The sequence below is a fragment of the Pseudomonas sp. DP-17 genome (assembly GCF_022380625.1).
In the GTDB taxonomy this organism is placed as follows: Bacteria; Pseudomonadota; Gammaproteobacteria; order Pseudomonadales; family Pseudomonadaceae; genus Pseudomonas; species Pseudomonas nitroreducens_A.
Window position 1 is genome coordinate 169,847 of record NZ_JAKSXG010000014.1, and the last position, 17,466, is coordinate 187,312.

General features: G+C 65.3%; 17 protein-coding genes. 10 read left to right on the plus strand and 7 right to left on the minus strand.

From position 1 onward, the window contains the following. Positions 1–6 precede the first annotated feature (6 nt). The 3 genes from MJ122_RS22905 (at position 7) to MJ122_RS22915 (ending at position 3,069) form a co-directional block, all read left to right on the plus strand. Complete coding sequence (locus tag MJ122_RS22905; protein WP_088417860.1) at positions 7–468, plus strand: sn-glycerol-3-phosphate transporter; 462 nt, start codon at positions 7–9, stop codon at positions 466–468. A gap of 213 nt (positions 469–681) precedes the next feature. Continuing rightward, positions 682–2,625, plus strand: a complete 1,944-nt coding sequence (tssI, locus tag MJ122_RS22910) for a type VI secretion system tip protein TssI/VgrG (RefSeq protein ID WP_239746232.1) — start codon at positions 682–684, stop codon at positions 2,623–2,625. Positions 2,626–2,640: 15 nt separating this feature from the next. Continuing rightward, complete coding sequence (locus MJ122_RS22915; RefSeq protein WP_088417862.1) at positions 2,641–3,069, plus strand: PAAR domain-containing protein; 429 nt, start codon at positions 2,641–2,643, stop codon at positions 3,067–3,069. A gap of 156 nt (positions 3,070–3,225) precedes the next feature. On the opposite strand, the gene MJ122_RS22920 is transcribed toward MJ122_RS22915, so the two are convergent. The 3 genes from MJ122_RS22920 to MJ122_RS22930 all read right to left on the minus strand — a co-directional run bounded on the left by MJ122_RS22920 (position 3,226) and on the right by MJ122_RS22930 (position 6,805). Further along, the gene (locus MJ122_RS22920) at positions 3,226–4,542 is read right to left on the minus strand and encodes an aminotransferase class III-fold pyridoxal phosphate-dependent enzyme (protein ID WP_239746126.1); all 1,317 of its coding nucleotides are present in this window, start codon (positions 4,540–4,542) and stop codon (positions 3,226–3,228) included. After that, complete coding sequence (locus tag MJ122_RS22925; protein WP_239746127.1) at positions 4,539–5,624, minus strand: phosphotransferase; 1,086 nt, start codon at positions 5,622–5,624, stop codon at positions 4,539–4,541. Before MJ122_RS22925 ends, MJ122_RS22920 begins: the two co-directional genes overlap by 4 nt. A 152-nt stretch (positions 5,625–5,776) precedes the next feature. After that, the gene (locus MJ122_RS22930; protein ID WP_239746128.1) at positions 5,777–6,805 is read right to left on the minus strand and encodes an ABC transporter substrate-binding protein; all 1,029 of its coding nucleotides are present in this window, start codon (positions 6,803–6,805) and stop codon (positions 5,777–5,779) included. A gap of 297 nt (positions 6,806–7,102) precedes the next feature. Here MJ122_RS22930 and MJ122_RS22935 point away from each other — a divergent pair, with 297 nt between their 5' ends. Together MJ122_RS22935 and MJ122_RS22940 are read left to right on the plus strand one after the other, a co-directional pair. After that, on the plus strand, positions 7,103–7,837 hold the full coding sequence (locus MJ122_RS22935) for an SDR family oxidoreductase (protein WP_239746129.1): 735 nt from the start codon (positions 7,103–7,105) through the stop codon (positions 7,835–7,837). 72 nt (positions 7,838–7,909) lie between these two features. Then, positions 7,910–8,596 carry a GntR family transcriptional regulator gene (locus tag MJ122_RS22940; RefSeq protein ID WP_239746130.1) on the plus strand — a complete coding sequence of 229 codons (687 nt, stop codon included), beginning with the start codon at positions 7,910–7,912 and terminating at the stop codon, positions 8,594–8,596. Positions 8,597–8,694: 98 nt separating this feature from the next. Here the strand turns inward: MJ122_RS22940 and MJ122_RS22945 are convergent, their stop codons facing one another. Next, on the minus strand, positions 8,695–9,894 hold the full coding sequence (locus MJ122_RS22945) for a CaiB/BaiF CoA-transferase family protein (protein WP_239746131.1): 1,200 nt from the start codon (positions 9,892–9,894) through the stop codon (positions 8,695–8,697). 260 nt (positions 9,895–10,154) lie between these two features. On the opposite strand from MJ122_RS22945, the gene MJ122_RS22950 reads away from it, so the two are divergent. The 3 genes from MJ122_RS22950 (at position 10,155) to recJ (ending at position 13,717) form a co-directional block, all read left to right on the plus strand. Beyond that, positions 10,155–11,333: a GGDEF domain-containing protein gene (locus MJ122_RS22950; protein ID WP_088417869.1), complete on the plus strand. Its 1,179-nt coding sequence runs from the start codon at positions 10,155–10,157 to the stop codon at positions 11,331–11,333. A 61-nt stretch (positions 11,334–11,394) separates the two neighbouring features. Next, positions 11,395–11,934 (plus strand): YaeQ family protein, encoded by a 540-nt coding sequence (locus tag MJ122_RS22955; RefSeq protein WP_015478441.1) that lies wholly within the window; start codon positions 11,395–11,397, stop codon positions 11,932–11,934. Positions 11,935–12,001: 67 nt separating this feature from the next. Continuing rightward, positions 12,002–13,717, plus strand: coding sequence for a single-stranded-DNA-specific exonuclease RecJ (recJ, locus tag MJ122_RS22960; RefSeq protein WP_239746132.1), 1,716 nt, complete (start codon positions 12,002–12,004; stop codon positions 13,715–13,717). A 218-nt stretch (positions 13,718–13,935) separates the two neighbouring features. On the opposite strand, the gene MJ122_RS22965 is transcribed toward recJ, so the two are convergent. Genes MJ122_RS22965 through MJ122_RS22975 form a run of 3 tightly spaced genes read right to left on the minus strand, consistent with a single transcriptional unit; the run spans position 13,936 to position 15,961 of the window. Beyond that, on the minus strand, positions 13,936–14,259 hold the full coding sequence (locus MJ122_RS22965) for a hypothetical protein (RefSeq protein WP_239746133.1): 324 nt from the start codon (positions 14,257–14,259) through the stop codon (positions 13,936–13,938). Next, positions 14,256–14,780, minus strand: coding sequence for a thiamine pyrophosphate-binding protein (locus MJ122_RS22970; protein ID WP_239746134.1), 525 nt, complete (start codon positions 14,778–14,780; stop codon positions 14,256–14,258). Before MJ122_RS22970 ends, MJ122_RS22965 begins: the two co-directional genes overlap by 4 nt. Beyond that, positions 14,777–15,961, minus strand: a complete 1,185-nt coding sequence (locus tag MJ122_RS22975; RefSeq protein WP_239746135.1) for a PepSY domain-containing protein — start codon at positions 15,959–15,961, stop codon at positions 14,777–14,779. The genes MJ122_RS22970 and MJ122_RS22975 overlap by 4 nt, the downstream gene beginning before the upstream one ends. Before the next feature lie 301 nt (positions 15,962–16,262). Here MJ122_RS22975 and MJ122_RS22980 point away from each other — a divergent pair, with 301 nt between their 5' ends. Both MJ122_RS22980 and MJ122_RS22985 read left to right on the plus strand, forming a co-directional pair. Next, positions 16,263–16,883: a hypothetical protein gene (locus MJ122_RS22980; RefSeq protein ID WP_239746136.1), complete on the plus strand. Its 621-nt coding sequence runs from the start codon at positions 16,263–16,265 to the stop codon at positions 16,881–16,883. A 20-nt stretch (positions 16,884–16,903) separates the two neighbouring features. Then, positions 16,904–17,212: a ferric uptake regulator family protein gene (locus MJ122_RS22985; RefSeq protein WP_088417875.1), complete on the plus strand. Its 309-nt coding sequence runs from the start codon at positions 16,904–16,906 to the stop codon at positions 17,210–17,212. Positions 17,213–17,466 lie beyond the last annotated feature (254 nt).

Consider the following 17,466-nt stretch of genomic DNA (forward strand, 5'->3'; position numbering starts at 1 on the left):
CCCACCATGCGCCGCCTGTTGATCGCTCTGTTGCTGACCCTCGGCTGTGGCACCGCCATGGCCGATGACGACGGGGGATTCTGGTACCTGCAGACCAGCGTCTACACCACCCACTGGACCCACGATCCGGAGCACAACAACCACCAGGAACTGATCGGCCTCGAGCGTAACCGCGCCGATGGCATCGTCTGGGGCGGCGCGACCTTCAAGAACTCCTTCAGCCAGCGCTCCAACTACGTCTACGCCGGCAAGCGCTTCGACTGGGAAGGCACGCCGTTCTACGCCAAGGTCACCGGCGGCGCGCTGCAGGGCTATCGCGGCGATTATCGCGACAAGATCCCGCTGAACCGCTTCGGCGTGGCGCCGGCGATCATTCCTTCGGTTGGCGCGCACTTCGGCCCGGTTGGCGCAGAGCTTGTGGTACTGGGCAATGCGGCAGCCATGGTCAACGTCGGCGTGCGCTTCTGAGCCGACTTCGGTGCCCATGCGGGGGACCTGTGGGTAGTCGATTTCCGAGGGGCGGATTCACCGGGGGCTGTGAGCAGATTCTTCTTTTAGTCCTTTTAGGGCAACAAGCGCCTGTTCCTCAGAAGGCGGCGGTCGTGAGGTATTACTGTACCGCCAAGTCAAGAGGAGAGGCGGGAACACGCTGTGGTATCAGGAGCACGATGTGTGATCGATATGCAGGGCGCTGCAATACCGAGGCTGGCGAGCGGCGAAGCCGCGCTCAAGTTGGTGGGCATCCAGGGGAGTGAGGCTTTGTCCCTGGTCTATCTGTACAGCCTGGATTGCGTCTCCGCCACTAATGATTCGGCATCGCCCGGCGAAATGGCGAACCTGGACCTGGGCGGAATGATCGGCCGTGAAATGACGGTGTTCATCGGTATCGAGTCTGTCAGGCCCGTCCCCCAGTCTGTCAGGCAGATCAGCGGAATCATCACTGAGGCACGCTTTCTGGGAGCTGGTGAGCGATTCTGCCGCTACCAGTTGAGCATGCGGCCTTGGTTGCATCTGGCGGAACATCGTACCGATTACCGAATCTTCCAGAATGAGTCGGTGGTGGATATCGTCCTCAGGGTATTCCAGCGCTATGGTCGGCCGTGCCAACTACGTCTGCGCTCGCATTATCCCGCCCTTGATTACCAGGTTCAGTACGGTGAAACGGACTTTGCCTTTGCACAGCGGTTGATGCAGGAGCACGGTATCTACTGGTTCTTCGAACACTGTGATGGCGCCCATCACCTGGTGCTGGCGGACGAGCCTGGCGCACATTTCCCCTGCTCGTTGCACAAGGGGAGCGCCCTCCCGTATCACCCTGATAGCAGTACGAATGACCAGGAGCACGTCAACAGTTTCAGCGTCAGTCGCAAGCTTCACTCGTCCAGCTGGACATCGAGCGATTTCAATTTCGAGGCACCTTTGATGCCGCTGGATGTCGAGGCACGGGCCTTCGCAGATCCATGCTCTGGCGATGCGCTCCAGCAATACGTCTGGCCCGGCGACCATGCCAGTCTTGAGCAGGGGCAGCGCTTAGCTGATGTCCGAATGCAGGAAGTCAGTTCGCGCAATGGTCGATTTCACGGGACAGGTCCCTTGCGCAGCATTGTCTGTGGCACCACCTTTGCACTGGAAGGCTTTGCGCACCGCAGCGCCAATCGGGATTACCTGGTGGTCGAGGCGTCGCTCGAGATTCAAACGGCGTCACCCGTGTCGGGAGAAGGCGACTGGAACTTGCGCTGCTCGTTCGTCGTGCAAGCCGCCAACCTGCAGTATCGGGCACCCCATGACATACCGCGGCCCAGGACAACCGGGCCGCAGACAGCCACGGTCACGGGGCCGTCAGGGCACGAGATCTGGACCGACCAGTACGGCAGGGTGAAGTTGCGCTTCCACTGGGACCGCTCCGGCATTACCGACCATAACTCGTCCTGCTGGGTTCGCGTGGCGTTTCCCTGGGCGGGAAACCAGTATGGCAGCGTTGCGATTCCACGGGTGGGTTCGGAAGTGATCGTCGATTTCGAAAATGGCGACCCTGACCGGCCGATCGTCATCGGACGGGTCTACAACGCCGCTAACATGCCGCCCTGGCTGTTGCCGCATAATGCCACGCAGAGCGGCACCTTCTCGCGTTCTACGCCAGGCGGTCACTACGAGTTGGCCAATGCCATCCGCTTCGAAGATCGGGCCGGCGCCGAGCAATTGTGGATTCACGCCCAACGGGATCTGCTTGGGGAAGTCGAACACTGCGAGGTGCACTGCGTCGGGGCTGATCGTGTGCGCACCACCGGCGGGAACGACACCACCAGCATCGGCGGTGCCAGAACGGTGAGCGTACTGGGCGTGGAGCAGCATGTGGTGAACGGCGCGCAGCTCACCATGCTGAACGATGGGCAGAGTCTCACGGTCAATGGCGCTCAGAACGTGAGCGTAAGTGGTGGCCAAAGTACCTCCGTCGGAGCCAGCGTAACGATCACGGCGGGAACGCAGATGAGTTTCGTCTGTGGGGCGGCCAGCATTGTCATGGAGAGCGGCGGCACGGTGACCATCAGCGGTGTGAACGTGAATGTCGTTGCTTCCGGCACCCTGGTCACCGAGGCACCTATGACGGATTTCAAGTCGGCTTGATTGCGAGGACGCTTAATGGCGCGTACGCCTCTGATCCTATTGGGTGATGTCACCGATCATGGTGGCCGAGTATTGACCGCTTCGAGCGGACATAGGGCAGGCAAGCCTATTGCCTGTGTGGGGGACACTGTTTCTTGCCCCACGCATGGCGATAATCCGATTATCGGAGGGGGTAGAACCATTTTGATCGATGGACGAATGATAGCCACCAACGGCATGTCGACACAGTGCGGCAGTCACTTGATCGCGAGCCAGACCATGTTCAATACGCTGGAGTCCAGGAAAGATCCGAATGGTACCTACAGACAACCGTTGTGGGACGTGGTGAACAACGGACAACCGGCCTATAACCCTTACGGCATCTCGCCCTTTCCGGGCGAGGTACCGCTGTCGCCTGTTCCACCCGAAGGGCTGCCTGTACCAATCAAGCCGGTTGGAGGATAACGCTGTGCTGCGTCGCTGCTGCTCCGGGGCAGGGCGCGGCTGGCCGATCAGTGCCTATCTCCTTTGGGTCGAGCCGACAAGGGGGGATGGCTGTCCGGCAAACGACTCTCCATGCTCTCCTTCGAGTCGAGGTTCCAGCTCTCGACACTTTCACCGCTATCCTGCTGCCAGCGTCTTGTCCAGGCAATCGATGAACATCTCGGCATGCTCCTGCTCGAAAGCCAGCAGTGGACGGATCTTCAGGATGTTTTCCAGCGGACCGGCCGCGCTGATCAGCACGCCGCGCTCGCGCATGCCATTGACCACCTGGCGGGTCTGGTCGGCAGCAGGGGATTTCGCCGCACGGTCGGTGACCAGTTCGACACCGAGGAACAGCCCCGCGCCGCGCACGTCGCCGATCAGTTCATGGCGCTTGGCCAACCGGTGGATGCCGTCGGCGAGGAAGGCGCCGATGCGCTGGGAGCGTTCCTGCAGCTGCTCGTCGCGGATCACGTCGAGCACCGCCTGGGCGGCTGCGCAGGACACCGGGTTGCCGCCGAAGGTGTTGAAGTAGCGCACCTCGCGACCGAAGCGTTCGAGGATTTCCGGGCGTACCACCACGCCGGCGATGGGCTGGCCGTTGCCCATGGGCTTGCCGAGGGTGACCAGGTCCGGCTGCACGCCGTGGCGCTGGAAGCCCCACATGGCGTCGCCGGTGCGGGCGAAGCCGCTCTGCACTTCGTCGGCGATGTAGAGCAGGCCTTCGTCCTGGGCGACCTTCACCGCTTCGGCGAGGCAACCGGCCGGGCCTGCCAGCACGCCGTCGCTGGCGAAGATGCCATCGAGCAGCAGCGCGGCGGGCTTGATGCCGTGGGCGCGCATATCGGCGATGGCGGCGCGCACGTCGTCGGCGAACAGCTTGCCGACGTTCTCCATACCCAGCCGGTAGGCGTCCGGCGCAATCACGGTGCGGGCATGGGCGGGCAGGGTGATGCCGGCGCCGAGGGACGGCGACAGCTCGGAAATGGTGCCGGTGACGCCGTGGTAGGCGAAGCGGGTGATGATCACCCCGGTGCCGCCGGTGTACTGGCGGGCGATGCGCAGGGCCAGGTCGTTCGCCTCGCTGCCGGTGCAGGTGAACATCACCTGGTCCAGGCCTGCGGGGAAGGTGGCGAGCAGGTTCTCGGCATAGTCGAGGATGCCTTCCTGCAGGTAGCGCGTGTGGGTGTTCAGCACGGCCGCCTGGTTGGCGATGGCCTGTACCACGCGCGGGTGGCAGTGGCCGATGGAGGCGACGTTGTTGTAGGCGTCGAGGTAGCGGTTGCCCTGGTTGTCGTAGAGCCACACGCCCTCGCCGCGCACGGTGTGCAGCGGGCGCTCGTAGAACAGCCGGTAGGCCGGGCCAAGCAGGCGCGCCCGGCGCTCGATCAGGCGGCGCTCCTGTTCGCTCAGGCGCTCGGCGTCGGCGGCGCTGAATCCGTTGGGCATGGTCATGGGCGGGGCTCCTCTTCTTTCCTGGCGGCTTGGCAGGCCGCAATGATCTGCTCCTGCGCCTGTTCCCGGCTCAGGCCGGCCAGGCCTTGCAGGCTCTGCCAGGCGTGGCGGGTGTTGCGCAGGATGTAGTCGCGGTTCTCGGGGTGCAGGCTGGCGCGCCAGGCCGTGATGCTCAGGGTCATGATCAACCGCGTGGCGATCAGGTCGGCGAGGATTTCCTGTTCCTCGGCCAGCAGCGGGCAGCGGCGGTGGTAGGCGGCGATCATCTCGCAGGCGGTGGCCAACGGTGCGTCCGACTCGCCCACCTGGTAGGCGGCAGCAACGCCGAGATCGTTGATCAGCGGTGCGTGAACCATGTCGCCGAAGTCGAGGATGTTGCGTACCTGGTCCGGGTGCTGCGCATCGACAATGACGTTGTGCGGGTTCAGGTCGTTGTGGATGACCTGGGCGCGCAGCGTGGCCTGGCGGGGCAGGGCATGGCGCTCGAAGTTGTCGAGGAAGCGCTCCACCAGAGCGCGTTGCTCCCGGTCCTGAATGTAGGCCAGCAGGTTGCGCAGGCGCGAGGCGTGCTTGAGGTCCCAGAGCAGTTCGTGACCGGCGGTGGCCGGGTGCTCGAACCCCTTGAGCGCCAGACCCAGGCGGGCCAGGTCGTCGCCCAGGTTCTCGCGCAGGACGCGGCTGCGCTGATGCACGCGGTGCAGCGGAACGCCGTCGACGAAGGAGAACAGCCGGGCAATCATCGGCTGGCCGTCGACGGTGAGGGGAATCTGGTGCTCGCCGTTGAGCGAAGGGTAGACGCGCTGTACGGCCAGGGCCGGGTCCTGGGCCTCGACACGGAGCAGGGCGCGGGTCTGGAAGTCCACGACCTGCGGGTCTTCCAGCGGGTGCGAAAGCTTCAGCAGGCGGTCGTCGCCATGGCCGTGGGCGATGTGGAAGTTCAGGTCGCGCTCGCCGGCGAGGCGGTGCAGCGTGCCGCGCTGGCCGAAGTATTCCTCGGCGATGGCAGCGGCCTGGGCGTCGCTCACCTGGGCGGGGGCCGCTTCCAGCAGGTGGTCGTGGACGGGAGCGGTATTGAGGGGCACGGGTACATCTCCAACAGGGGCAGCGGGTCCAACAGGGGCAACGGATCCAACAGGGTTCAGCAGGGTGTTGCGGGTACGGCGGTCATGGAGGATCGGGAGCTGGGTGAGGCAGGGCTGCCTGCCCGGCGCAGGGCCGGGCAGGGGTCATTGCCTTACTTGCTCGCCCAGGCGTTGAAGCGTTGCTCCAGTTCCTCGCCGTGGTCGATCCAGAACTCGGTGTCCATGGCGCGCGCGTTCTCCAGGTTCTGCGGCGCGGTGGGCAGCTTCGCCGCGATGGCCGGGTCGATCAGCGGGATGGTGTTCTTGTTGGTCGGGCCGTAGGGGATATTCTCGGCGAACACCTTCTGGTGCTCGGGCTTGTTGGCCAGCGCGATGAACTGCTCGGAGAGGTCCTTCTTCGGACTGCCCTTGACGATGGCCCAGTGGTCCAGGTCGTAGATGCTGCCGTTCCACTGCATGGCAAAGTCGCGGCCTTCCTTCTGCGCGGTGGCGACGCGGCCGTTGTAGGCGCTGGTCATCACCACGTCACCGGCGGCCAGCCACTGCAGCGGCTGCGCACCGGCCTCCCACCACTGGATGTACGGCTTGATCTCGTCGAGCTTCTTGAACGCGCGGTCCACACCTTCCTTGGTGCCCAGCACCTTGTACAGGTCGGCCTGTTTCACGCCGTCGGCTTCCAGGGCGAATTCCAGGGTGAACTTGGCGCCACGGCGCAGGCCGCGCTTGCCGGGGAATTTCTTCACGTCCCAGAAATCGGCCCAGCCGGTGGGCGCGCTGGCGAGCTTCCGGGCGTCGTAGGTGAGCACCGTGGACCAGATGAAGATACCCACGCCGCAGTCGCTTACGGCAGCGTCGAGGAAGTCCTCGCGCTTGCCCAGCTTGGACCAGTCGAGCTGCTCGAACAGGCCTTCGCTGCAACCACGGATCAGCTCCGGGGATTCCACCTCGACCACGTCCCAACTGGTCTTGCCGGTGTCGGCCATGACCTTGATCTTGGCCATCTCGCCGTTGTACTCGGCGCCCTGGACGGTGACCTTGGCCTGCTGCTCGAAGGGTTTGTAGAAGGCCTTTTCCTGGGCCACCTTGTTGTCTCCACCGAAGGACACCACGGTGAGTGTTTCAGCCTGGGCCTGGACGGCGGCGCCGGCCAACATCATCAGTGCTATGGCTTTCTTGAACATGCGATGACTCCTGAGCGGGCCAATCCGGCCCATGAATAAGAGGGCAGCTTCAAGAGTGGGGCGCTATGCCGGACCAAGCTGGAAGGCCGGCTGATACGCCCACGGACATCAGGGAGAGGAACGGGCGGAACGGGTGAAGTCGATCATGGGAAGGTGCTCCGTTTCTTGTTGTTGTTCGGATAGCTCGTTGTAGGACCAAGCTGAGCCGATTAAAACATCTTCCAAAACATGATGCATCATGTTTTTATTGGCGGCATAGATCCACGGACGCAAACGAACAGCAAAGGGGATGCACTGATGAACCAGACCCGTACCCTGCTTCTCACCGGCGCCAGCCGAGGCATCGGCCACGCCACGGTGAAGCACTTCAACGCCGCCGGCTGGCGGGTGTTCACCGCTTCGCGCCAGGACTGGAGCGCCGAATGCCCGTGGGCCGAGGGGCTGATCAACCACATCCACCTGGACCTGGAAGACATCGACAGCGTGCAGGCCAGCCTGCCGATGATCCGCGAGAAGCTCGGTGGCACCCTGCATGCGCTGGTAAACAACGCCGGCATCTCGCCCAAGGGCCCGGAAGGCGAGCGCCTGGGCGTGCTGGGCAGCGACTACGCCACCTGGCTCAAGGTGTTCAACGTCAACCTGTTCTCCACGGCCTTGCTGGCGCGCGGGCTGTTCGACGAGCTGAAGGCGGCCAAGGGCTCGGTGATCAACGTCACCTCCATCGCCGGCTCCCGCGTGCATCCGTTCGCCGGTGCCGCCTATGCCTGCTCGAAGGCCGCGCTGGCAGCGCTGACCCGCGAGATGGCCCACGACTTCGGCCCGCACGGTGTGCGGGTGAACGCCATCGCGCCTGGGGAAATCGACACGGCCATCCTGTCTTCGGGCACCGAGCTGATCGTCGAGCGCGACATTCCCATGCACCGCCTGGGCAAGCCGGAGGAGGTCGCCTCGCTGATCCACTTCCTCTGCACCAGCGGCGCGTCCTACGTGAATGGCGCGGAAATCCACGTCAACGGTGGCCAGCATGTGTGAAACCGGTTGGCATTCGGAGCGAGCAGCGACCATCATGCGCGCCCGAATTCCGCACCCCGCGATGAGACGGCGATGAACTACCCGATCGATGGCCTGAATCACTCCTACCTTGGCAGCGGCGTGTACGCGCTTCTGCGCGAGGCTTTGATCACCGGTCGCTTCAAGCCCGACGACCGCCTGCGCATCCGCGACCTCGCCCAGCAGCTTGGCACCAGCGTCACCCCGGTGCGCGATGCCATCCTGCAACTGGCCAAGGAACAGGCGCTGGTGCTCAAGACTCCGCGTGACATCCGCGTGCCGTTGCTGACCCGCGAGCAGTACCTGGAGATCCGCAGCATCCGCGTCGCGCTCGAAGGCCTTGCCGCGCAGACCGCCGCCGAACGCGCCAGTGACGCGCAGCTGGATGAACTGGAAGCCAACATCCGCGAGAACCTCGACGCGATTCACGCCGACGATCTGGTGCTGGCGCTCAAACTCAACCAGGCCTTCCACTTTGCCCTGGCTGATATCGCCGGCATGCCGCTGCTGCGTGCCTTCCTCGACAGCCTGTGGATGCGCACCGGCCCGTTGATCGCCCAGGCCTACGCCGACTTCAACGAACGCATGGCCATCGAGCACCACTGGGATGTGCTGCGCGCCCTGCGCGAACGCAACGGCGCCGCCGCACGCGAGGCAATCCACGCCGACCTGCTGGACGGCAGTGAAAAGATGCTGGAGTTCATCGCCCAGACCGAACAACCGGAGCAGGAAGCCGGCTGACAGGACCTCCTGCAGGAGCGAGCGTGCTCGCGAGCCGCGTGTCACCGTGCTGGTCGGTTGGACGGTGCGCCGGCACGTTCGCTCCTACAGGTTCCGCGTCAGAGTGCTCCGTCCTTGCGCAGCGCCGCGATGGCCGCGGCGTCGTAACCCAGCCCGCTCAGCACCTCATCGGTATGCTCACCCAGCTTGGGCCCGATCCACTCGGCGCTGCCGGGGGTGTCGGAGAGCTTGGGGACGATGCCCGGCATGCGGAACGGCTTGCCATCCGGCAGCTTCGCCGAGAGGAACATCTCCCGCGCGAGGAATTGCGGGTCGCTGAACATGTCCTCGGCGGAGAAGATGCGGCTGGCCGGCACTTCGGCTTCGTTCAGCACCTTGAGCACCGTCTCCAGCGATTCGGAGCGCGCCCAGCGGTCGATGATGCCGTACAGCTCGTCGCGACGGGCATCGCGACCGTCGTTGCTGGCAAGGGCCGGGTCTTCGGCGAGATCGCGGCGGCCGATGGCGGTCATGAAGCGGCGGAAGATGGCGTCACCGTTGGCAGCGATCTGCACGTGCTTGCCGTCCGCCGTGGTGTGCACGGAGGAGGGCGTGATACCGGGCATGATGTTGCCGGTGCGCTCGCGGATGAAACCGAACACGTCGAACTCCGGAACCATGGACTCCATCATGGCGAACACCGCCTCGTAGAGCGCCACGTCCACCACCTGGCCGGCGCCGCCGTTCACCTCGCGATGCCGCAGCGCCATCAGCGCGCCGATCACGCCCCACAGCGCGGCGATGGAGTCGCCGATGGAAATGCCGGTGCGTACCGGCGGACGATCCTCGAAACCGGTGATGTAGCGCAGGCCGCCCATGGATTCGCCCACGGCGCCAAAGCCGGGCTGATCCTTGTAGGGGCCGCTCTGGCCAAAGCCGGACAGGCGCACCATGACCAGTTTCGGGTTCAGCGCATGGATCACCTCCCAGCCCAGGCCGAGCTTTTCCAGCACGCCGGGGCGGAAGTTCTCGATCAGTATGTCGGCCTCGGCCAGCAGCTTCTTCAGCACCTCGCGGCCGGACTCATGCTTGAGGTTCAGCGTCAGCGAGCGCTTGTTGCGCGCCTGCACGAACCACCACAGCGAGGTGCCTTCGTAAAGCTTGCGCCACTTGCGCAACGGATCGCCGCCATCGGGGGATTCGACCTTGATGACGTCGGCGCCGAATTCCGCGCACAGGCGCGAGGCAAAAGGGCCGGCGATCAGGGTGCCGAGTTCGATGACCTTGAGGCCGGCGAGGGGTTTGGCGGTGCTGTTCATCGGTCTGTCCGATCAGAGGGGAATCGCCGGACTCTAACCCTTGCGCGCCGCTTCGAACAGGCCGCCGGGCAGACGCCTGGCAACGGCGCTTTGCGCCGACCTTTGGCGCGCGTAGAGTAGCGGCATTCAAGGATGTTTCTTACTTCAGCTCGCCGGTTTTCGGACAGGTACACCGTGATGCGCTCGCCGATTCGCAAACAGCCCCTTGGCCTGGCGGCATTCCCCGACGAATGCACGCAGGCCGGTGGCGAGGGGGCTGCATGACGTTGCATTTGCCGACGCTGGTTGTCGTCGACCTCTACGTCCTGACCCTGGTGGGTGTGCTGATGGCTTTCGCCTGGCACAGCGGCCGCCGCGACCCGACCCTGGGCTACATGAGCGCCGCGCTGCTGCTGGGCGCCATCGGTACTTTCCTCGGCACCCTGCGTGGAATGGGCTTCGACTGGGTGGCGATCCTGCTGGGCAACGTCGTGCTGCACCTGTCTTCGGCCATGACCTGGACGGCCATGCGCGTATTCGCCGGGCGCAAGCCGAACTGGCCGCTGATGGGGGCGGGCGCTGCGCTCTGGGCGGTGCTCTGCCTGGTCCCGGCTTTCTACGAGTCCCTTTCCGCGCGAGTGCTGGTCAGCACGGCGATCACCATTGCCTTTTGTCTGGCATCCATCGCCGAGCTCTGGCGCAGTCGCCTCAAGCTGGAAGTGGAGCTACGCCCGACCCTGGCGCTGCTGGTCCTGCATACCATCGTCTACGGTGTGCGCCTGGTGGTGGATCGCGGCATGCCGTTCGCCAGCGTCGCCAACAACGGCCAGGGCTCGACCTTCTTCACCTTTCTGGTCTTCGAGACCATGCTGTTTGCCATCGGCATCGCCTTCGCCACCCTGGCGATGGTGAAGGAGCGCGCCGAGCTGCAGTTCCGCAGCGCCGCCCTGAGCGACCCACTGACCGGGGTGGGCAACCGCCGCGCCTTCATGGAAACCGGCGAGCGCCTGCTGCGCCTGTGTGCCGAGCGCGGCGAGCAGGCCTCGCTGCTGCTTTGCGACCTGGACAACTTCAAGCGCCTCAACGACTCCTTCGGCCACCCCGCCGGCGACCGCGTGCTGGTGGAATTCAGCCGCATCACCGCCTCGCGCATGCGCAAGCACGACCAGTTCGCCCGCATCGGTGGGGAAGAATTCGCCTGCCTGCTGGTGGCGGCCGATACCGAGGGCGCCTGCCAGGTGGCCGAGCGGGTGCGCCGCGAGTTCGCCGAGCTGCCTTTCATGGCCGAGGGCCAGTTGAGCGTGAGCATTGGCATCGCTACCACGCGCGAGGCGGGGCATGACCTGCTGCGCCTGTTGTCGCTGGCCGACCAGGCGCTCTATGCCGCCAAGGCCAAGGGCCGCAACCGCATCGAGCTGGCCGCGCCGGAGCCCGGAGCCGACCGACGTCCGCGCACTTGAGCCACGGTGACGGCTCTTTCGCGGTAGACTTGCCGCCTTCGAAAATTCGCCGGGAACCCCCATGGCCCTGTCCGCCACGCCCTACAAAGCCGATATCAGCCTGACCGACCTCGACCGTGGGGTCTACGAGACCCTGCGCTTCACCGTCGCCCGTCATCCCTCGGAAACCGAGGAGCGCCTGGCGGTGCGCCTGCTCGCCTACGTCATCTGGTACAACGAGCAACTGGCGTTCGGACGCGGCCTGTCCGACGTGGAAGAGCCCTCGCTCTGGGAAAAGAGCCTGGACGACCGCGTGCTGCACTGGATCGAAGTCGGCCAGCCCGACGCTGACCGGCTGACCTGGTGCTCGCGCCGCTGCGAGAAGCTGACCCTGGTCGCCTATGGCAACCTGCGCGTGTGGACGACCAAGGTGCTCGACAGCGTGCGCCACCTGAAGAACCTCAACGTCGTCGCCATGCCCCAGGAGCCGCTGGAGGAAATCTCCCGCGATCTGCCGCGCTCGATCAACTGGACCGTGATGATCAGCGAAGGGACCATCTTCGTGACCGACGAGCGCGGCCAGCATGAGCTGCAAGTCGAATGGCTGATGGGCGAGCGTTAAGCGCCAGCTTTACCCGCTGTAACCAGGGCGCCGGGATCGGCGCCTGAATGAATCGACTGGAATACCCATGCGCATCGAATCCCGCCCCCTCCCGCCAACCCTGCCCGACCTGGGCGACCTGCCGCCGCTGCTGACCCGTATCTACGCTGCCCGCGGCGTACAGAGCGCCGCCGAGCTGGACAAGGGCCTGGCGCGGCTGATCCCGTACCAGCAGCTCAAGGGCGTGGACGCGGCGGTGGAGCTGCTGGTCGATGCGCTGGAAAAGGGTCAGCGGATTCTCTACGTCGGCGACTTCGATGCCGATGGCGCCACCGCCAGCAGCGTCGGCGTGCTGGCGCTGCGCATGCTCGGCGCGGCCTGGGTCGATTACCTGGTGCCCAACCGCTTCGAGTACGGCTACGGCCTGACCCCGGAAATCGTCGCCGTGGCGCTGGAGAAGCGCCCGGACCTGTTGGTCACCGTCGACAACGGCATCTCCAGCATTGACGGCGTGGCCGCCGCCAAGGCTGCCGGCCTGCGCGTGCTGGTCACCGACCACCACCTGCCGGGGCCGGAGCTGCCTGCCGCCGACGCCATCGTCAACCCGAACCAGCCAGGCTGCGAGTTCCCCAGCAAGGCCATGGCCGGCGTGGGAGTGATCTTCTACGTGATGCTCGCCCTGCGCGCCCGCCTGCGTGAGCGTGGCTGGTTCGCCGCACGCGGCATCGCCGAGCCGAACCTCGCCGAACTGCTCGACCTGGTGTCCCTGGGCAGCGTCGCCGACGTGGTGCCGCTGGACGCCAACAACCGCATCCTGGTGCACCAGGGCCTCGCTCGCATCCGTGCCGGCCGCGCCCGCCCAGGCCTGCGTGCGCTGCTGGAGGTCGCCGGGCGCGATTGCCGGCGCATCACCTCCACGGACCTGGGCTTCATCCTCGGCCCGCGCCTGAACGCCGCCGGCCGCTTGGACGACATGTCCCTGGGGATCGAGCTGCTGCTCTGTGAGGACGAAAGCGTCGCCCGTGACATGGCTGTGCAGCTCGACCAGCTCAACCAGGACCGCAAGGCCATCGAGCAGGGCATGCAGCGCGAGGCGCTGGCCCAGCTCAAGGAACTGCCGATGGAAGAGATGCCTTTCGGCCTGTGCCTGTTCGACCCGGAATGGCACCAGGGTGTGATTGGTATCCTCGCCTCGCGCCTGAAGGAGCGTTACCACAGGCCGACCATTGCCTTCGCCGATGCTGGCGATGGCACGCTCAAGGGCTCGGCGCGATCGGTACCGGGGTTCCATATCCGCGATGCGCTGGACGCCGTGGCGGCGCGCCACCCGGGGCTGATCAGCAAGTTCGGCGGCCATGCCATGGCCGCCGGCCTGTCGCTGCCACAGGAAAACTTCGGCGCCTTCGCCGCCGCCTTCGATGCCGAGGTGCGCCGCCAGCTGGATGAAGAAGACCTCACCGGCCGCCTGCTCTCCGACGGCCAGCTGGGCGCCGAGGAGTTCCACCTGGAACTGGCCCGCGCCCTGCGCCAGGCCGGTCCCTGGGGCCAGCATTTCCCCGAGCCGCTGTTCCACGGCATCTTCCAGATCGTCCAGCAGCGCGTGGTTGGTGAGCGTCACCTGAAGCTGGTGCTCAAGACCGAATGCGGCTCGCTGCAGCTGGACGCCATCGCCTTCAACATCGACCGAGAAATCTGGCCGAACCCCACCGTGCGCTGGGCAGAAGTGGCTTACAAGCTGGACGTCAACGAATTCCGTGGCAACGAGACGGTGCAGTTGATGGTGGCGCATATCGCGCCACGTTGAGAGGGCTTCAGGTCTGCGCGCTCACTGGCACAGGCAGGAACATCTGTCTGCTACTGAAAATCCGTGCCTGGGATCCCCCTCTCCCTGAAGGGAGAGGGAGCCGCTCGGTATGGCCGGGAGGTACGGCGTTCCGCTTGCTGCCGTTCAGTCCCCTCTCCCTTCAGGGAGAGGGTTAGGGAGAGGGCCGATTCTTGCGCCGAGCTATCTCGTTGCGAAGCTCAGATGCCTTTGATCTCGCTCGGCTCGACCTCGACCTGATACCCCGGCCCGACGTCGAAGAGGATGTAGAAGCCCTCGGCGGGGCGCTTGAAGGTCAGGCTGGAGTCTGCGCCGAGCTTGCCGGGCAGCAGCACTTTGTTGTCGGCAGCGCTCATCACGTCCAGGGTTACGCCCGGTGCGGCGCTGCCGTCGGTGAAGCCGCCAACGCAGCGGATGGTCTCGGCATCCAGCGCCGTGCATTCGCAGAAGGGCGCGTGGGCCAGGGCGCTGGCGCTGGCCGCCAGGCCGAGCAGCAGTGCGCTGCAGTTGAGGATCGCTTTCATCGATTGCTCCGGGTTTTTTCCAGCCAGGCCACCAGCGAGGGCGAGGCCTTGTCGAGAGGGACCTGCGCCTGGTGCACGGCGCCGTCCCAGCCTTCCACCGTCAGCCACAGCTGGTCTCTCGGGGTGACGCGGGCCGGGATGGTGACCTCGGCGAACAACTGGTGCGGCGTGCCGGTGAAGAGGCCACCGGCGGCGCGCAGGCTGCGCGGTTCGCCGATGCGCAGGTAGGCGGCCTTCACCTGTGCAGAACAGCTGTCGCAGAAGGCCAGGGTAAAGGCCTTGACGAAGCCCGCGCGGCCTTCGTCCTCCGGTTCGCCCACTTCCCATTCGGCCATGCGCGCGGTCCAGGGGCCGACCTGCAGGTTGCCGATCTCGCGCTCGCCCAGGCCACGCAGGCCGCGGTCCAGCTTCGCCTCGTGGAAGTACTGCGGCATGAAACCCAGCGGGATCAGCACCAGCAGGGCGCTGAGGTGGAATCGCCAGCGCAGCCATTGGTGGCGCAGCTTGCTGTGGCCGCTCATTGGCTGGTCTCCGGGGTGGTCGCGACGGTGATCCGGTCGCGGGCTTTCTGCTTCTTCAGTTCCTTCGCGGTGGCGATCAGGGTGCGCTTGCTCCAGATCATCAGGCCGCTGAGCACCATCATGCTGAGGATCAGGCCGAACACGAACCAGATCAGCTTGATCCACACGCCACCGAAATCGCCGGTGTGCAGCGGTCGCATGGACTCGGTGACGAACTCCAGGCCCGTGCGGTCGCCCAGCAGGCGGGTCGCCGCCACGCTGCCGTCATAGGGGTTCACCTGGGCGCTTTCGAACATCAGCGGATACCAGGCCTTGCCGAAGATCGTCACCGGATCGTAGGCGCTGGCCGGCAGGCGGAAGAAGTTCGCCTCGAAGCCCGGAATGCGTTGCTGGGCAGCGAGCACCGCGGCGTCGAGGCCTATGCGCGGCGGCGCGGCGCCGTTCTCGCCCTGCGGGATGCTGTCGCGCTGGATGATGGTCGGCACGCCTTCGCTGGAGATCGAGATGCTGTTGTCGTAGAGCACCGCCTGGATCAGGAACCAGGTGCCGGTGATCGAGATCACCGCGATGAACCAGATCGACCAGATACCCATCAGCCGGTGCAGGTCGCCCCAGAAGATGCGTGCTCCCTGGCGCAGGCGCAGGGTCGGCTTGAGGAAGCCGCGCCAGAAGCGTTTGTAGACCACCAGCCCGGTGACCAGCGAGGCCAGCATCGGCAAGCCCAGCAGCGAGACCAGGTACCAACCCCAACTGAAGCCGTGGGTGAAGGGCACCAGCCACCAGCCGTGCAGCGCGCGGGTGAACTGGCGGAAGTCGAACAGCGGCGTCTTGCCCTGGATGACGCCCGTGTAGGGGTTCACATAGAGCGTGGCGGTGGAGCTGTCGGGGTAGGTCACCTGCGCCAGCAAGGCGAAGTGCGCTTCGGTCGGTGCGCTGAGCATGCGCACCGCGGCCTGCGGCTGCTGTTCGGCGACGGCTGCCAGCACCTGATCGTAGCCCAGACGTGGTGCGTCGCCGTCCGGTGCATTGGCGCGCACCGCCGGGTCGACCAGCCAGACGATCTCCTGGCTCACCGTCGCCAGGGTGCCGGTGATGCACACCAGCAGCACGAAGAACCAGATGGGCAGGGCCAGCCAGCTGTGGACCAGGAACCAGAGCCTGGAGCGGGATTTCTTGGACATGGGGTCACGGTCACGCAAAGGGGAGGAAGGAAAAGGGCTCCTCCCGGACCGGGCCGGAGAGGCGCGAAAACACCCAGTCGCAGCGGTGTTCTAGGAATAAGGACGGATGAGATCGAAAAACCGGCCAGCAGCAGTTGCAAACAAATGTTTCGGGACGCATTGGCCGGACTTTTCGATTTATTTACACAATTGCGCTGCGTGTTTTCCGTGGCTCATCCGTCTTGTTATGTGAAAGCGATCGATTCGCAACGGATGCAAGCGACGTCTTTTCCAGATAGCGCCCCACACAGGAGAACCCCGCATGAACGTTTCCCTTCGCCAGCCCGTGCTGCTGGCCTTGGCGCTGAGCGGCGCGCCGTTGGCCAGCGCGGACTATCTGTGGCTGGAACGCAATGCAGGCCAGAGCGCGAAAAGCTACTTCAGCGAACTGCAGCCGGGCGAGCATCTGCCAGTGGCGCAGTTGCAGAATCCCCATGTCGTGCTGGGCGAGGGCAAGCGTGCGCCGATGAAGGCCGGGGTCGAGTCCTTCGAGATCGGCAACGCGCCGGCGGGAGACTTGCGCGTCGCCGCCCAGCGCGTGGACGGCAGCACGCTGACCATCTATCAGGCGCGTGAGGGACGGACCGAAACTCGGGCGCAGAATGATCTGGAACTGGTGCCCACCGCGCCCGGCGGCAACACCTTTGCCCTGCATTGGAAAGGCACTGTAGTGCCGGCCTCGCAGGTCAACGTGTACACCTCCGAGCAGTGGAGCCGCAGCCTGAAACCGGCGGCGGACGGCACAGTGACCCTGACCACGCCGTTCCCGGCGCGCTATGTGCTGGAGGTCTCCGCCCAGATCAATGGCGGCGCCAGCTTCGATGGCAAGCGCTATGACAGCGTGATCCACGTTGCCACACTGTCTTTCGAGGTGCGCCCATGACCGCTCCCGTACGAGCAGCGATGAAAGTCAGTTCCCCGGTGCAGCCGCGTCTGCCGCGCCCGGCCCGTCAACTGCTGGAACATGCCGGCCTGCGCAGCAGCCTGCCGCGGCTGAACATCCTCGATGCACTGGTGGTCTGCGGCAGGGCCACGGCGGTCGAGTTGCACGCCTACCTGGAGGAGCCGGGGTTGCCCATCTCGCTCAGTTGCGTCAGCCAGACGCTGCGCCGCTTGCACCTGTCGGGCCTGCTCGAACGCGATGGCAACAAACGCTACAGCCTGGCACCGGGAGCGGTGGCGGCCATGGGCAGATCGAGCGAGCTGCACTGACGGCCGGTTGTTGGGCCTTCTCTGCAGGAGCAACGGTCTGCTTCTGAGAGTTCGTGGCTCAGGAGCGGACTGCGTCCGCGATGGTTTTTCGCCGGTACATCCTCTACCTGGGCGGTGCCTATCGCGGATACATGCGCTCCTGCGCGAGCTCCAGCGTTTTCCGTCCTGCCGCAGCTGACTCGGCTGCGTCGGAGCCACCGATCATCCGGACCTATCCTTAGGCGATCCCGGTCTACAGTTGTAGGACAAGATCT

Coding starts and splice junctions, on each gene's coding strand:
- MJ122_RS22950 (WP_088417869.1), top strand. CDS start 10,155: ATGACGTTGCATTTGCCGACGCTGGTTGTCGTCGACCTCTACGTCCTG.
- MJ122_RS22905 (WP_088417860.1), top strand. CDS start 7: ATGCGCCGCCTGTTGATCGCTCTGTTGCTGACCCTCGGCTGTGGCACC.
- MJ122_RS22915 (WP_088417862.1), top strand. CDS start 2,641: ATGGCGCGTACGCCTCTGATCCTATTGGGTGATGTCACCGATCATGGT.
- MJ122_RS22980 (WP_239746136.1), top strand. CDS start 16,263: ATGAACGTTTCCCTTCGCCAGCCCGTGCTGCTGGCCTTGGCGCTGAGC.
- MJ122_RS22985 (WP_088417875.1), top strand. CDS start 16,904: ATGAAAGTCAGTTCCCCGGTGCAGCCGCGTCTGCCGCGCCCGGCCCGT.
- MJ122_RS22930 (WP_239746128.1), bottom strand. CDS start 6,805: ATGTTCAAGAAAGCCATAGCACTGATGATGTTGGCCGGCGCCGCCGTC.
- tssI (WP_239746232.1), top strand. CDS start 682: ATGCAGGGCGCTGCAATACCGAGGCTGGCGAGCGGCGAAGCCGCGCTC.
- MJ122_RS22920 (WP_239746126.1), bottom strand. CDS start 4,542: ATGACCATGCCCAACGGATTCAGCGCCGCCGACGCCGAGCGCCTGAGC.
- MJ122_RS22965 (WP_239746133.1), bottom strand. CDS start 14,259: ATGAAAGCGATCCTCAACTGCAGCGCACTGCTGCTCGGCCTGGCGGCC.
- MJ122_RS22975 (WP_239746135.1), bottom strand. CDS start 15,961: ATGTCCAAGAAATCCCGCTCCAGGCTCTGGTTCCTGGTCCACAGCTGG.
- MJ122_RS22945 (WP_239746131.1), bottom strand. CDS start 9,894: ATGAACAGCACCGCCAAACCCCTCGCCGGCCTCAAGGTCATCGAACTC.
- MJ122_RS22940 (WP_239746130.1), top strand. CDS start 7,910: ATGAACTACCCGATCGATGGCCTGAATCACTCCTACCTTGGCAGCGGC.
- MJ122_RS22970 (WP_239746134.1), bottom strand. CDS start 14,780: ATGAGCGGCCACAGCAAGCTGCGCCACCAATGGCTGCGCTGGCGATTC.
- MJ122_RS22935 (WP_239746129.1), top strand. CDS start 7,103: ATGAACCAGACCCGTACCCTGCTTCTCACCGGCGCCAGCCGAGGCATC.
- MJ122_RS22955 (WP_015478441.1), top strand. CDS start 11,395: ATGGCCCTGTCCGCCACGCCCTACAAAGCCGATATCAGCCTGACCGAC.
- recJ (WP_239746132.1), top strand. CDS start 12,002: ATGCGCATCGAATCCCGCCCCCTCCCGCCAACCCTGCCCGACCTGGGC.